General features: G+C 44.3%; 17 protein-coding genes. 11 read left to right on the top strand and 6 right to left on the bottom strand.

Features of this window, described 5'->3' with window-relative positions; translation table 11 throughout:
- The first annotated feature begins 72 nt into the window (after positions 1 to 72).
- Positions 73 to 816 carry a hypothetical protein gene (locus LU351_RS18710; protein ID WP_232595626.1) on the top strand — a complete coding sequence of 248 codons (744 nt, stop codon included), beginning with the start codon at positions 73 to 75 and terminating at the stop codon, positions 814 to 816.
- A 149-nt stretch (positions 817 to 965) separates the two neighbouring features.
- On the opposite strand, the gene LU351_RS18705 is transcribed toward LU351_RS18710, so the two are convergent.
- Both LU351_RS18705 and LU351_RS18700 read right to left on the bottom strand, forming a co-directional pair.
- Positions 966 to 1,211 carry a YheV family putative zinc ribbon protein gene (locus tag LU351_RS18705; protein ID WP_232595625.1) on the bottom strand — a complete coding sequence of 82 codons (246 nt, stop codon included), beginning with the start codon at positions 1,209 to 1,211 and terminating at the stop codon, positions 966 to 968.
- 71 nt (positions 1,212 to 1,282) lie between these two features.
- The gene (locus LU351_RS18700) at positions 1,283 to 3,349 is read right to left on the bottom strand and encodes a M3 family metallopeptidase (protein ID WP_232595624.1); all 2,067 of its coding nucleotides are present in this window, start codon (positions 3,347 to 3,349) and stop codon (positions 1,283 to 1,285) included.
- 184 nt (positions 3,350 to 3,533) lie between these two features.
- Between LU351_RS18700 and LU351_RS18695 the strand changes: the two genes are divergently transcribed.
- From LU351_RS18695 to LU351_RS18675, 5 genes are all read left to right on the top strand, one after another.
- On the top strand, positions 3,534 to 4,085 hold the full coding sequence (locus LU351_RS18695; RefSeq protein WP_232595623.1) for a gamma carbonic anhydrase family protein: 552 nt from the start codon (positions 3,534 to 3,536) through the stop codon (positions 4,083 to 4,085).
- Positions 4,086 to 4,087: 2 nt separating this feature from the next.
- A complete protein-coding gene (locus LU351_RS18690) occupies positions 4,088 to 4,255 on the top strand; it encodes a hypothetical protein (RefSeq protein ID WP_232595622.1) in 168 nt (55 codons plus the stop codon).
- A gap of 11 nt (positions 4,256 to 4,266) precedes the next feature.
- A complete protein-coding gene (locus LU351_RS18685; RefSeq protein ID WP_232595621.1) occupies positions 4,267 to 4,743 on the top strand; it encodes a macro domain-containing protein in 477 nt (158 codons plus the stop codon).
- 34 nt (positions 4,744 to 4,777) lie between these two features.
- Positions 4,778 to 5,089: a hypothetical protein gene (locus tag LU351_RS18680; protein WP_232595620.1), complete on the top strand. Its 312-nt coding sequence runs from the start codon at positions 4,778 to 4,780 to the stop codon at positions 5,087 to 5,089.
- Positions 5,090 to 5,199: 110 nt separating this feature from the next.
- Entirely contained in the window at positions 5,200 to 5,412 is a 213-nt protein-coding gene (locus LU351_RS18675; protein WP_232595619.1) for a hypothetical protein, read from the top strand.
- Positions 5,413 to 5,432: 20 nt separating this feature from the next.
- Here LU351_RS18675 and LU351_RS18670 read toward each other — a convergent pair whose 3' ends face one another.
- From LU351_RS18670 to LU351_RS18655, 4 genes are all read right to left on the bottom strand, one after another.
- Positions 5,433 to 7,100: a cryptochrome/photolyase family protein gene (locus LU351_RS18670; RefSeq protein WP_232595618.1), complete on the bottom strand. Its 1,668-nt coding sequence runs from the start codon at positions 7,098 to 7,100 to the stop codon at positions 5,433 to 5,435.
- A 16-nt stretch (positions 7,101 to 7,116) separates the two neighbouring features.
- Complete coding sequence (locus tag LU351_RS18665) at positions 7,117 to 8,634, bottom strand: FAD-binding domain-containing protein (RefSeq protein ID WP_232595617.1); 1,518 nt, start codon at positions 8,632 to 8,634, stop codon at positions 7,117 to 7,119.
- A complete protein-coding gene (locus LU351_RS18660; RefSeq protein ID WP_232595616.1) occupies positions 8,631 to 10,127 on the bottom strand; it encodes a DASH family cryptochrome in 1,497 nt (498 codons plus the stop codon). Before LU351_RS18660 ends, LU351_RS18665 begins: the two co-directional genes overlap by 4 nt.
- Before the next feature lie 122 nt (positions 10,128 to 10,249).
- A complete protein-coding gene (locus tag LU351_RS18655) occupies positions 10,250 to 10,867 on the bottom strand; it encodes a TetR/AcrR family transcriptional regulator (RefSeq protein WP_232595615.1) in 618 nt (205 codons plus the stop codon).
- Positions 10,868 to 11,028: 161 nt separating this feature from the next.
- On the opposite strand from LU351_RS18655, the gene LU351_RS18650 reads away from it, so the two are divergent.
- From LU351_RS18650 to tnpC, 5 genes are all read left to right on the top strand, one after another.
- Complete coding sequence (locus LU351_RS18650; RefSeq protein WP_232595614.1) at positions 11,029 to 11,763, top strand: MipA/OmpV family protein; 735 nt, start codon at positions 11,029 to 11,031, stop codon at positions 11,761 to 11,763.
- A complete protein-coding gene (locus LU351_RS18645; RefSeq protein WP_232595613.1) occupies positions 11,763 to 12,182 on the top strand; it encodes a hypothetical protein in 420 nt (139 codons plus the stop codon). Before LU351_RS18650 ends, LU351_RS18645 begins: the two co-directional genes overlap by 1 nt.
- Before the next feature lie 75 nt (positions 12,183 to 12,257).
- Positions 12,258 to 12,563 (top strand): IS66 family insertion sequence element accessory protein TnpA, encoded by a 306-nt coding sequence (gene tnpA / locus LU351_RS18640; RefSeq protein WP_232595612.1) that lies wholly within the window; start codon positions 12,258 to 12,260, stop codon positions 12,561 to 12,563.
- Entirely contained in the window at positions 12,560 to 12,916 is a 357-nt protein-coding gene (gene tnpB / locus LU351_RS18635) for an IS66 family insertion sequence element accessory protein TnpB (protein ID WP_232595611.1), read from the top strand. Before tnpA ends, tnpB begins: the two co-directional genes overlap by 4 nt.
- A 21-nt stretch (positions 12,917 to 12,937) precedes the next feature.
- Positions 12,938 to 14,122, top strand: a 1,185-nt coding sequence (gene tnpC, locus LU351_RS18630) for an IS66 family transposase (protein ID WP_232595610.1), incomplete at its 3' end; no start/stop codon positions are given.

Genomic DNA, 14,122 nt, shown 5'->3' with positions numbered 1-14,122 from the left:
GACCAACAAATCGTTAAAATCTCATCGGGTGGCTGTTTTCAACTCAAGCGACAAAGAGTGGTTCTTGGGGATATGTTCAAACCGCATGTACATCATGAGTGGCTAGTCCACTCCTCGGCTATTAACATCGATGCATCCAATGCTTCTCGTGCACCGAGCCACTTGGCAGGTAAAGCGACCAGCATACGTAATTTCATTGAACGGCTCTGGAAAAACACATACTTCAAACGAGAGCTTGCTGGCTTAGCTAATCAGTTCAGTCACTCTTTACACCCAATGGTGATTATTACGAGTGTGAATAAAGAAGGGTGTTTGTTGAAATTTTTAACATATTACTTAAAACAACTGCCTGATTGCCTAGAAGCATTGATTGAAGTAAGCCTATCAGCGGGTATCGAGCGTTACACCAATGTCTTTTTAAATGTGGCCGCTGACTTTCTGATTGAGGATAGCGAGCGATTAAATGAACCTTTCGATGAGTTATCAGAAGCCACCCTTGCCTTATTGCATAAAGCCTACTTAGCCCACCGAGTCGTCGAAGAGTTAAATGATCGTTGTACGTTGTACTTTGGCGAACCCATATCACCGGTCGACACCGGCAAAGCCAATATCATTATGCACTCGTTGATTGGCGAGGAATTTGCCAACGAGCTGGATAAAGTTGTGCACTTTACGTTGTCGGAAATGCGAGAATTTGAACGCAGTTTGCTAGCCAACGTTCACCCAATTACACCCAGCGCCTTAGCCAACGCCGTTGCCGCATGGCCCTGTCTCTCACAAGATTGCTATATGGACATTGACTTTGTTGGTTTGTAGTTCTGACTTTTAATTTCGATGGTAGTTCTGGTTTGTAACTTTGGACTTTAGTCTGGGCCGTACGATCGGCCCGACCCTCAGTAAAACAATTAATTGCATAGAACAATTAAATAGAATTGTTAATTAGAACATTTAGATACTAAAAAAATTTATTTAGAACCAAGCGGCTTAAATTGAAGCACTTGTGTCTCCTGCTCTTTCACTTCTTTGGGTGTATTTACCCGAGTTTCCAATTCTCTTACGGATGTTTTAAAACGCATTTCATCACTAAACCCGCAACTGACACACTCCCGATAATCCACACCCTCTTTTCGATACATTTGAATCGTATCCATACTAGAGCAACGTGGACAAACTGCGCCTGCAATAAACCGCTTAGGTGTTTGAACAGACATGACCCTTAACCTCGCAGATCACAAAAAATAAAGGTTACTTTTCTGAATGAGTTCATTTAACCCTCACTCGCTCAACCCAAGATGCCACTGTGCCTTAACAGGGCATCGGTATTAGGCTCTCGACCACGAAAGGCATTGAACAGCGTTGCTGCTGGCTCACTTCCACCTTTTTGTAGAATATTTTGTAAAAATTTCTGGCCCGTTGCCTCATCAAAAATGCCATTTTCTTCGAAGAGAGAAAACGCATCGCTTGAGAGCACTTCTGCCCACTTGTAACTGTAATAACCCGCTGCATAGCCACCGGCAAAGATGTGTGAGAAACCATTCTCAAATCGATTAAACGACGGTGGTATCAATACCGCCACTTCTTTGCGAACTTGGTCTAATACGTCGGCTACCGGTACAGGGGTTTCCGATTGATACTGCCAATGCAATCTCAAATCAAACAATGCAAACTCCACTTGTCGTAACATTTGCATTGCCGATTGAAAATTCTTTGCCGCCAGCATTTTCTCCAGCAACTCCGCAGGCAGCTTCTCTTCGGTTTGATAATGACCCGACAGCTCCGTAATCACCGACGCTTCCCAGCACCAATTTTCCAAAAACTGGCTGGGCAATTCGACGGCATCCCACTCTACGCCATTAATGCCACTCACCGCCGCCACGTCCACTTGGGTCAGCATGTGGTGTAAGCCATGACCAAATTCGTGGAACAACGTGGTCACTTCATTGTGGGTGAGCAATGAGGGCGTATCACCATTGGGTGGCGTGAAATTACAAGTGAGATACGCCACCGGTAATTGCAACCCCTCTTCTGTGCGTCGACGAACACGGCACTCGTCCATCCAGGCACCGCCGCGTTTATTTTCACGAGCGTAAATATCTAAGTAAAAGCCAGCAATTTCGGTAGGCTCACCCTGGTCATTCACGCCGTACAATCGGTAATAATGGGCTTCTTCGTGCCATGTTGGAACAGCATCATCGCGCTGTACACTTACGCCAAACAATTTCTCCACCACCTCAAACATACCGGCAATCACTTTCTCCGCCGGGAAATACGGGCGCAAAGCTTCCTGAGAAACGGCGTACTGAGCCTCTTTTAGTTTTTCAGAGCAATAGGCCACATCCCACGCTTCAAGAGTTTCCATACCAAGGGATTGGGCAAACGCCTCCAAAGCCGCCACATCTTGTTCGGCCATCACACGGCTTTTTTGGGCGAGATCCAACAAAAAGGCTTCAACTTGCGCCGGTGACTCGGCCATCTTTCGAGCCAGACTGTACTCGGCGTAATTCTCAAACCCGAGCAGCTCCGCCATTTGGTGACGCAACGATAAGGTCTCTTCGATCAGTGGCGCATTATCCCACTCAGACGCAGACTCACCATCGGTTTTCTTTCCCTCACTGGAGGCACGAGTGGTGTAGGCGCGATACATTTCTGCGCGAAGTTCTCGGTCATCGGCATAGGTCATTACCGCAAGATAGGAAGGAATATCCAGCGTAAGCACCGCCCCCCCTTCGTACCCCTTCGCCTTGGCCGCTTGTTCTGCCTGAGCGATGCTCATTTCTGGCATTCCCGCTAATCGAGCGGTGTCTTCAAGGTGCTTATGCCACCCTTGAGTAGCATCCAGCACATTATTGGAAAACTGGCTGGATAACTTCGATAAACGCTGCTTAATATCCGCAAAGGCTTGACGCTGCTCATCAGGTAAATCCACACCGGCCAGATGAAAGTCCCGTAATGCGTTATCGATGGTTTTCTGTTGCGCTTGAGACAAGCCACAGAAACTGTCCCCACTCTTAAGCGAGTGATACGCCTGAAACAGCCCTTTGTGTTGCCCAAGCTTGGTCGAGTGAGCCGATAACGCCGCCAACGACGTTTCATACGCCTGACGCAACGCCTCATTATTTTTCACACTATTGAGGTGCGAGACCGGCGACCAAGCCTGATTCAAACGATCATCGTCCGCTTCTAATACCGCGACAAAGTTCTCCCATGTCGGGTTTGGCGTGGATACCAACAACGACTCCAACGCTTTCTCGTTATCCTCAATGAGTTGATGAATTGCCGTTTCCACATGTTCTGCGGCCAATTCTTTAAAAGGGGGCAATGTATGATGAGACAACAAGGGGTTAGACATAAAAGTAATCACCTTCTGTGTAATAAGTACCCAAAAGCAGAAAAGCGCTATCGGTTATTGCCTTCATGATACACCCAAGCCACACTTTCGTGATCATCGAATGCCATAGCGACTCCATAACAGCGCCATAAAAACGCGCCATAACAACCAGTATTACAAACAACCAACGACGAGCAGATAACTTATGAGTGAAACGAAAACCCCCTCCTCCCTTCGTACCTACCAAGGCCACACTCCCAAACTCGGGGAGCGAGTTTTCGTGGATGACGCCGCTGTCGTCATCGGCGATGTAGAAATTGGCGACGACACCTCCATTTGGCCCTGTGCCGTCGTTCGCGGCGATATGCATCGAATTCGTATCGGCTCCCGCACCAGCATTCAAGACAACAGCACATTGCACATCACGCACGCAGGCCCGTTTAACGAAGACGGCTGGCCACTCACCATCGGCAACGACGTCACCGTCGGCCACGGCGCCACACTTCACGGTTGCACCATAGGCGATCGGGTATTGGTTGGCATCGGCGCCACCATATTGGATGGCGCCATCATCGAAGACGAAGTCGTCATCGGCGCAGGCACCCTCGTCCCTCCCGGAAAAACACTGGAGTCTGGCTACGTCTACATGGGCAGCCCCGCCAAAGCCGTACGCCCGCTAAAAGAGTCGGAAGTGAAGTTTTTTATTTACTCGGCCAATAATTATGTGAAGTTGAAGGATGAGTATTTGGGGGAATAAGAATGGCTAAGAAGCAACCAATACCATTAGATGAACTCGATAAAAAAATGGACCCTAAAATTCTAAAACAAGCCATAGAGAACGCTAAATTGGCTGAAATTTTGGAAAAGTCCCAAAAAGACAGTTGGGATGTTATGAGGGATTTAAAAAACAAACATAGAACTTCCTAATTTTTACGACAATGCCAATTCAATTTTTAAAAGGCGATGCAACACAACCTGCTGGCGATGGTCAGCAGGTGATTGTTCATGTTTGTAATGACCTTGGTCGATGGGGAAGAGGGTTTGTTTTAGCACTCAGTCAACGCTGGGCAGAACCAGAACAAACTTACAAAGAGGCCTTTAAGACTGAACCCAAACCATCACTGGGTGATGTGCAATTTGTTTCCGTCAGCGATTCAATCACAGTCGCTAACCTAATCGGACAACACGGCATACGCTCACCAAGAAATAAAAACGCCCCTGCTCCCATTCGCTATGAAGCCATTGAAACCGGACTATCCACCATTGGATCATATGCGTTAAAGCTGGGAGCAAGCATTCATATGCCCCGTATAGGGTGCGGCCTTGCAGGAGGTCATTGGGAAGAAATAGAACCTATTATTGAACTCACTTTAGTGAATAAGGGTGTTTCTGTTTTTGTATACTCAATAATCTGATTTTTTAGATACAAATAGAAATATAAAGGTAAACATGCCACAAAAAAATATTTGTACTCGCACTATTTCGATAGAAAAATTTAAAGCCAACCCCGTCGAAGAAATAGCTCAAGTTGTCGACGATGCTATTGCTATCACATCTGATAATGAAACCTTATTTTATGCAGTTCCAACTGAACTGTATGAAGAAATGGTCGCTTTTTGCGAATACACCCAGCGTGGAACCACTGAACAAAAAAATGTCCCTGATCGATTTAGTTTAGATGAAACGCAAGATACAGATCAATTTGTAGAAAAACTTGCTGAAAAAATACAAAAAAAATCCAATGATGACGAGTGCCTATAACGCTAAAAAATTTAATCAAACCTAAAATAAATATATTGGATCATTGTATCAATTATAGTGGTTTATCATACAGAATCACCTATAGATAGGTTATTTGTGAAGTATTTGTTATGAGTGAAAAAAGAGATTTTTCATTGGATGAGATTGCCAGCGTAGCAACAGAAGCAGGGAAGCAAGCTAAAAAAGAGAGTTTGGACGCGGGAATAACACCACTTTATAAAGATATAGAGACTGATGAATATTATATTATTGAGCAAAAATTAGACGGATCAGAACAAAGAAAATATATTACTAAAGAGGAAGCGGAGGCCCTACATAGCTAAACCAAAGTTGATTCTTATAGCTAAAGTTTCGGTAACGCTTGCAAAAGAGTACTCGCCCTTTCCAAAATCCCAACACGATCACTCTCATTCATCTTTTCCCATACCCGATAAATCATTGACATACGTGGGTTTGTTTTGAGTACACTTTCGTGTTGATGAATAAAATTCCAATACAAGCTGTTGATGGGGCAAGCCTTTTCACCCGTTTTTTCTTTTACCGAATAAAAACAACTTTTACAGTAATCACTCATTTTATTCGTATAACTGCCACTGGCCGCGTAGGGCTTGGTCGCCAGCCATCCGCCATCTGCGAATTGACTCATGCCCCGCGTATTGGGCAACTCTACCCATTGCAACGCATCAATATAAATACCCAAATACCACTCATCGACTTCTTCGGGGCGAATGCCCGCTAACATACAGAAATTACCGGTAATCATTAACCGTTGAATATGATGCGCATAAGCGTAATCGAGCGACTGCTGCACCGCATGATGAATGCAATTCATCTTTGTATTCGCATCCCAAAAATACGATGGCAAAGAGCGCGATGCAGAAAAATAATTCACGTGCTCATACTGCGGCATATTGGCCCAGTAGAGCCCTCGTACAAATTCACGCCAACCCAGAATCTGACGAATAAAACCTTCTACTTGGGCAAGCGTTATCTTCTGTTCAATGTCTGGCTCTTGATGAGATTGACGATAGGCCTCAACCGCCGCATCTATAACCTGTTTGGGGTGAAGCATTTTGGCGTTCAATGAAAAAGATAAGCGAGAATGATACAAACTCCATTGATGGGGTGATTCGCAGGTCATCGCATCTTGAAATCGACCAAAGTTAGGCAGGCACACGTTACAAAAAAAGTGGAGTAATTGCAGACTCTGCTGGCGGTTAATGGGCCATGGCAATTGATAGTTTGGCTTTTCCAAAGCCTCTTTTGTTTTTCCTGATATAGGTTCAATCGTGCCAATAACGTTAATTTTATGCTTTTCAATACGCTGAACGATCTTGGTTACCTCGTTCGAAAACACCAACGGCGCTGGCAGATCCGCTATATCGGCTTTTTTTAATTTATTTCGATTATCCGCATCAAAGTTCCATTTACCGCCTTCTGGATTTCCATCGACCATTAATACATTCCATTTTTGACGCATTTTTCGGTAAAACACTTCCATCTTGTAACGTTTGCCGGGTGAGAAATACTGAGATAATTCCTTCCGAGTATTCAGAAAATGCTCTGACTCTACGCAGTCACAACACATTGGATAACGCGCTTTATTCACGCCCTCTGAGGATACAGAAAGGCTTTCTGCGTATTGCGAAAGCTGTTGTTCAACACGGTATTCATCCGGTTGTTGATATTCAACATGGGAAATTTGGTAGTGTTGGCAGGTATCCTGTATCAATTCGGTTAAAGCACCTTGCTGAGTATAAGAAGTGGTGTCATCGAGCGTTAGATGCAAAACATGATGGCCTGATGCGCTCAGTGCTTGTGCAAATTGTTGCATGCCTGCAAAAAATGCACTGATTTTTTGTATATGATGCACCACATAATCGGTTTCTTGTCGAAGCTCGGCGATTAAATACAAAACGCTTTTATCTTTTTCTTTATACCAAGAGTGAGAGGCATTCAGCTGATCTCCGAGGATCAAACGTAAGGTGCGGTAGGACGATAGTATTTTCATTGTATTTACGTGACGATTAAGACGATGTGCGCTTCGATGGAGTTTTACGTTTGTCAGTTCTAACATGTCGCGCGATAATGCGTTGCTTTTCTTCTTCCACCAACGCATTTTTACGCCAAGCCCACAACAGCTCGCGAGCCTCTTTTGCAGCGCTTTCTGGGTCGACGATCGGAGGCGGGTAATCGATATCCGCAAGACCCAACATGGCCTTTTCCATCGCGGTAATTAACCAGGGTTCATGAATAACTTCAGCGGGCAAAGCATCCAACTCTGGCACCCAACAACGTATAAATTCACCCTCTGGGTCATGCTCTTTGGATTGTTTTATGGGGTTGTAAATTCGAATGGTATTAATGCCCGTCACCCCGGCTTGCATTTGGAACTGCGCATAATGAATACCCGGCTCAAAATCCAAAAACAACTGAGCCAAATGACAAACACCCAAACGCCAATCGATCAGCAGATAATGGGTTAAAAAACTCACCAACATGGCTCGCATACGAAAATTGAGATAACCGGTGTGCTGTAAGCATCGCATACAGGCATCCACTAAAGGATAGCCTGTGTTACCGTCCATCCAAGCAATCAAGTGTTTTTCAACCTTATCATCATCTCGAAAAGGAAATTCGTCATAACCCCGGTTAATGTGTCGAAGTTCCATTTCGCATTCACTTTCGAATTTTTGAATAAAGTGACAATGCCAATGCAATCGAGACGAAAACGCCGACAGTGACCGACGCCACCCCGGTTGCTTCCAGTGCGACAATAACGTTTGATACACCTGCCGAAGGCTTAAATTACCCCACGCCAAATAAGGCGATAAGCGAGAGCAATGCACACGACTGGCTTCTGGTTTAGAAATATGAAAAGCGTAAGACTGCCCTCGTTCAGAAAAAAAGCTGCGCAACACTTGCCATGCACAAAGCTCGCCTCCGGGTTGCATTAACGCAAATTCATTGTATTCCGATTGAGCCCATAAAGGCGGTGGAATAAAAGGGGTAAAAAACGATTCACTGCCTTGCTGCCAATGCGCTTGGCTGAGGTTGGGTGCGGCCAAGGGGGCTCGCATGGTTTTTTGCCAATGTTTATCCCAATGCTGACGATGAGTTGCCCCTCGTATCACACCTGCATAGGGGTATTCTTCCCAAATAACATCATTGTCTCTACACCATTGCAGAACGTGTTTATCGCGGACAAATGTGTTGGTAAGACCAACTTCTTGATGGCTGTAGAGTGTGTGAATAGAAAAGTGTTGGTGCAGTTGATCGAAAATTTCCAGCGCATTACCGAATAAACATAAAATACGACCACCATAGCTTTGCAACTCTTGATTCATTGCCTCTAGAGATTGCCAAACAAAATGCCAGTGTCGCTCACTGTAATGTAAGTCATCGACAAAAAGGGTTTCAAAAACATACAACAGAATAATTGGACGATTGGCAGCACAAGCCGCTTGCAAAGGCGCATGGTCTTGCAGGCGCAAATCTCGTTTAAACCACACCACACTGATCGAAGAGCCATGCTCTGCTGTCATAATGAGGCCCGATTTGAATCAGGGTCGAGCGGCCAATCTGCGGCATCTACCGCATCTAATATCAAATTGTTATCGGTAACGTTAGTGGCCCACTTTTTCTGAAAGATGCCATCTGGGTCGTACTGTTGTGTTTGCTTTTTAAGGTCAAAGTGTCGCTTGCCCCTTGGGTCTGCACCTACGCCCGCCAGATATTGCCAATTCCCCCAATTTGCCGCTACATCGTAATCAATCAGTGTCTTTTCGAAATACGCCGCACCATAACGCCAGTCTAAATTTAATTCATTGACAAAACAGCTGGCGACAATTTGCCGCCCTCGATTAGAGAGATAACCCGTTGTTTTTAATTGGATCATGCACGCATTCACAAGAGTAAAGGGCGTAGTGCCCTCACACCACTGTTGAAAACGCTGTGGATAAAAACTGGTGAGGGGCTTTTTCTTTTTTATGCCCGAGAAGCGGTATAAATACAAACCGTAATAATGGGCATACCATTGAAAATATTCGCGCCATAATAATTCAAAATAAATCCAATACGTAGACTCGTTGGCACCGCAAATACCTTCGTATTCTTCAAGTATTTTGACGACTTCCCTTACGGATAAACAACCGTTGGCAAGCCACGCGGATAACTTGGTGGAATGTTCCCATCCATCGAGTGCATTTCTCACTAATTTATACTGGCTGGGCAGACGTTTTTTCGTATCAAAATACGCACTGATGTGATCCAGTGCAGCGTACTCCCCTCCGGTAAATTTTTCCTCTGAAGAAACAAGAGACGAAGAATAAAGACCTGGCGAATTCACATCTTCTTTGCTTTTAATATAAACATAATTTGCGTTGACGCCTTTATTTTTACCTTGCTTATTGGCGCTCTGATCAAAAATGGGAGACGGGGGCAATTTAGACACCGGCGCTTTGGCATCAATCGTACCGACTGATTCCATTTGTCGTCGAAATTTCGAAAACGTCTGTGCAAACCCACGTTCTAAGTTAACTTGGGCGGGTTCAAACAGTGTATGAGTGTGATAGCGATGCAACGCCAACTGAGGGTAATGCTGCTTTAATTGATACAAAGTTTGATTTTCATACCAACCGGCATTAACGCTAGAAAACACCGCCGTTGCTCGATACTGTTGAATGCATTGAGCGATTATTTCTAAGGGCGCCCCCTGTAAAATAAGCAGTTCTTGCCCCAATAATCGCAAACCATGAGATAAGCTGCCTAGGCTTTCCTGCTCGAATTGCTGCCGTAATCGATTTCGGCCTACCCCCTGTAAGCCACACTCGATTCGCTGGTGCTGCCGAGCCAATTGCTGATGATGAGATGGCTCAGACTGCACAACATAAACACAAACAAGCTGATCGCACTGCTGCCCCGCCGCCCGCAAGGTAGCGTTATCGTGTAATCGCAAATCATTGGTGAACCACATAATGCCGGTGGTATGGCGCTCACCGGTTATTTCGGTTGGGGTACTGGAGTATGAATGATTCAAGAGGCTTTCCACTCAAAAGACTTTCCACTGAACTGGCATGAATACACTCATAGATACGCACCACACATACTCTTAGTTTACTGTCTGTGTGTGATGTAACCTCTCCCTCAACTCACCGAAATTCAATCGTCTCTGAGGTAAGACAAAACCACTTTTTTTAACTCACTTATTATTGCCAACTGCTTAGTACTCTCTTGCTCATTAATAATCGCTTCATGCACCGTTTTTTCAACTAGGTAGTAAACCAGCTCTGCTGCCGTAGTAATATCCAAGTTGGGACGAAGTTGATTTTGATAAGCCAGTAGTGCTGCTTTTACATTGGAAAGGATAGAGCCATCAGGGTTATCCTTTTCTTTGAGGCCAAAATCCACTAAATCCTGACTTAATACTTTATGTAAAATCGGGTCAACTTGATGACCTTTCACACTGGCCTCAATAAACGCATCAACCAACTCTTTAAGGTCATTGGTAACTAAATTTTCTTGTGCCTCTCGAAAGAAACCTCGAAGCTGAGCAAAGTGTTCTCGTTTAATCTCAGCAATTAATGTCTCTTTGCAATCAAAGTATTGATACAAAGAACCAATACTGACACCCGCGTACTCTGCCACCACATTGGTATTAAATCCTTCAAGCCCTTTTTCCTTCAAAATGCGAGTAGCCGCCTCTTTAATGCTGTTAACCAAAAACACCGAGCGCTTTTGAAGTGGTTGTTTTTTAAGGGAATATTGTGTTTTTTTCATAGGCTACCAAGGTGGTATGAATGCGAGTTTTTTATCCATTTTATCTCTTTAAAATAAAGACTTCCCGTATGAAACCATCAAGTGAAATTACTATGATAAATCAAAGCGTAAAAACTTGTTTCATCTATTTGATCTTACCATTTTGCCTATCGGTAAGCACGATGGCGGTTGCTGAAGAGAATGGTTTTCTCATTCTTGGCCCAGCGTTACTTCCTGAATACCAAGGTAGCGAAGATAGTACAGTCGTCCCAATGGTCGTTTCACAATTCAAAATTTTGAATCAAAAGATTGAAATAGAAGGATTAACATTTCGTTCTCCTATTTATCAAGAAAGCGCTTGGCAATTTGGCGCCACAGCTGAATTGGCTTTTGGTCGCGATAGCGATATAGAGAACGCGCAAGTAGACACTTTTGAAGAAATAGATTTCGGCATCAATGTAGGTGGCTACGCTGCACATCAGCAAAACAATGTATTCTTCGATGGCGATAATCTTGAATACCAACTTGCCTTGTTTGGGGATGCCTCCAATGTTCACGATGGTTTTTACGCCACAACCAGTATGATCTATACGCTACCTATGATGATCCCTTGGCGATTGGAATTTGAGCTGGAATCCAGCTATGCCAATGACAATTATATGAATACCTATTTTGGCGTGAATCCAAGAGATGCGTTTAACTCTGGATACGATCAATACACGGCAACCGCATCGTTTAAAGACATTACGTTGAATACAAATATTGGGCTCTTCATCAACCCACAATGGGGTGCTTTTCTTCGCTTGGGGGCAACACACTTAATAGGAAAAGCCAAAGACAGCCCCATTGTACGCAATGGCAGCAATAACCAATATTTTGTTGGTATGGGTATTTTTTATCGATTTGGAGGTGAGTAATGAAGCACTTATTGTTAGGTTTTCTTTTACTCATCTCTACACCATTAATAAAAGCAAACGAATTAATCAATAATACAAAAACAAACTCAACCATTATCCCTTTAAAAAACGGCATTACTCTAGCCAGTACAAACATTAACGAAAAACCACATACCATTGCAGTAATCCATGACTTTGGTGGCCTGATTGCAGGAATAGATTTAACGAAAATGCTGAATCAGCCGGGTAGTCCCATTCAGTTATACCAACAATTTGGCTACGACACACTGGCCACGCTGATTGCTCAAGCCAGCCCTCTTTATCATGTAAAATTAACATATAATGACTTACTAAGCCCGGCAGGTACAGGCTTTCATCATATCGCCTTGGGCCTGAATTATCGTAAACACGCTGATGAAGTTGGCGCAGAATATCAGTAAACGCCAAACCAACAACCTCCTACAACCCCACCTTCCAAACCAATAACCTACTGTCTCCACCCAAAGGAGACTACCATGCCAAAATACCGCCGTTACAACTGGCCTCACCTCTTGTCAGAATTCGAAAAATCTGAGCTAACCCAAGTGGAATTCTGCAAGCAACACAACGTCAACCCTAAATATTTCAGCATCAAACTGTCCGAACGAAAGAAAGCTCAAGCAAAGCAAGCTTTTGCAACTGTGGTCGTACAACCCCATAAAGAACCCACACAGCCCCAGCCCTTGAACAATCTCATCATAGAAATAGGCCAATGCAAGATTCATTGCCCTACCACCATGCCCACACCCAACCTCGTTGCCTTAGTGAAATCGCTGATATGATTGAATGGACTCACTCTACTCCGATTTATTTACATCGAAATCCCGTCGATTTTCGCAAAGCCATTAATGGTCTATCTGTCATCGTCAGCGATATAATGGAGCTGGATGTCTATCAATCCGCTTTGTTCGTATTTTGCAATAGAAGACGCGACCAGATAAAAGTATTGTATTGGGACTACACCGGTTTTGCGCTGTGGCAAAAGCGATTGGAGAAAGATAAATTCAAGTGGCCCAAGAAAAATTCATTGGACACGGTTTCTATTACCCATGAGCAATGGTCTTGGCTACTTCGTGGCGTTGACTTCGAAAAAATACAACCTCATCAAACATTAAAATACTCACACGTCGCCTAGTCATTATTGTATAATTGCTGCATGAAAACAGTCGCAGCGTTACAACAAGAAAATGATTTATTGCGGCAAGCATTAGCCGCTGAAAAAGAAAAAAATACCGTTCTCAGTGAGCAGATTCAACATCTGCTCCGTCAGCGTTTTGCCCCCTCCAGTGAAAAAACCCCTCCTAATCAATTGGGCTTATTTAATGAAGCTGAGGCAATTGAAGCGGAAGATAACGAGCTTACACCCGAAGAGACAACGACAGAAGTCAAAAGTCATACTCGTACACGCAAACCTCGCGTCAGTATTCCAGATAGTCTTCCCCGTGAAGACATTATTTATGATCTTCCTGAGCAGAAAAAAACCTGCCCACACGATGGCGCTACACTCAAAAACATCGGCAGTGAAGATCATGAGCAACTGGAAATCATTCCCGCTAAAATTAAAGTCATTCGCCACCGTCGTTTAAAATACGCTTGCCCTTGTTGCGACCAACACATCGTGACGGCAAGCAAGCCAAAACAGCCCATCGAAAAAAGCATTGCCAGCCCCAGCTTATTGGCTTTTATCGCCACGCAAAAATACGCGGATGCCTTACCCCTGTATCGCCAAAGTGAGATGTTTAAGCGTATTGGTATTCATCTGGATCGAACCAACATGGCGAACTGGATGATTCAGTGTGGAAAATTAGTGCAGCCGCTGATTAATTTATTAATCGAGCACTTGCATCAACAACCGCTCCTTCATATGGATGAAACCACCCTACAAGTATTGGACGAGCCGGGTAAAAATGCGCAAAGCAAAAGCTATATGTGGGTGATGAACCATACCGGTTCGCACTCGGCGAGTGTTTTTCATTATGCCGATCACCGAGGGCAACAAGTACCGCTTGAATTACTCAGCTCAGACACTCATGCCATTATGGTGGATGGTTACGAAGGGTATCAAAAAGCCTGCAATGACTATGGCATTACGCGTTTAGGCTGTTGGGCACACGCTCGAAGAAAATTTAAAGAAGCTCAAGCCCTGCAAAAAAAGGGGAAAACCGGAAAATCCGATCAAGCTTTAGCCTATATTCAAAAACTGTACGCGATTGAAAAGAAAATCAAAGAAGAGCCACCGGATCAGCGCCACGCCCTTCGACAAAAGGAAGCCAAGCCGATTGTGGCCAAATTAAAAGAGTGGCTGGATAAAAGCCTGCAAACCGTGGCGCCGAAAACCAAG

Origin of the sequence: Marinibactrum halimedae (genome assembly GCF_021234875.1) — a bacterium.
Taxonomy (GTDB): domain Bacteria; phylum Pseudomonadota; class Gammaproteobacteria; order Pseudomonadales; family Cellvibrionaceae; genus Marinibactrum; species Marinibactrum halimedae.
The sequence above is the reverse complement of the archived record's forward strand: the minus strand, read 5'-3'. Positions and strand labels throughout refer to the sequence as shown.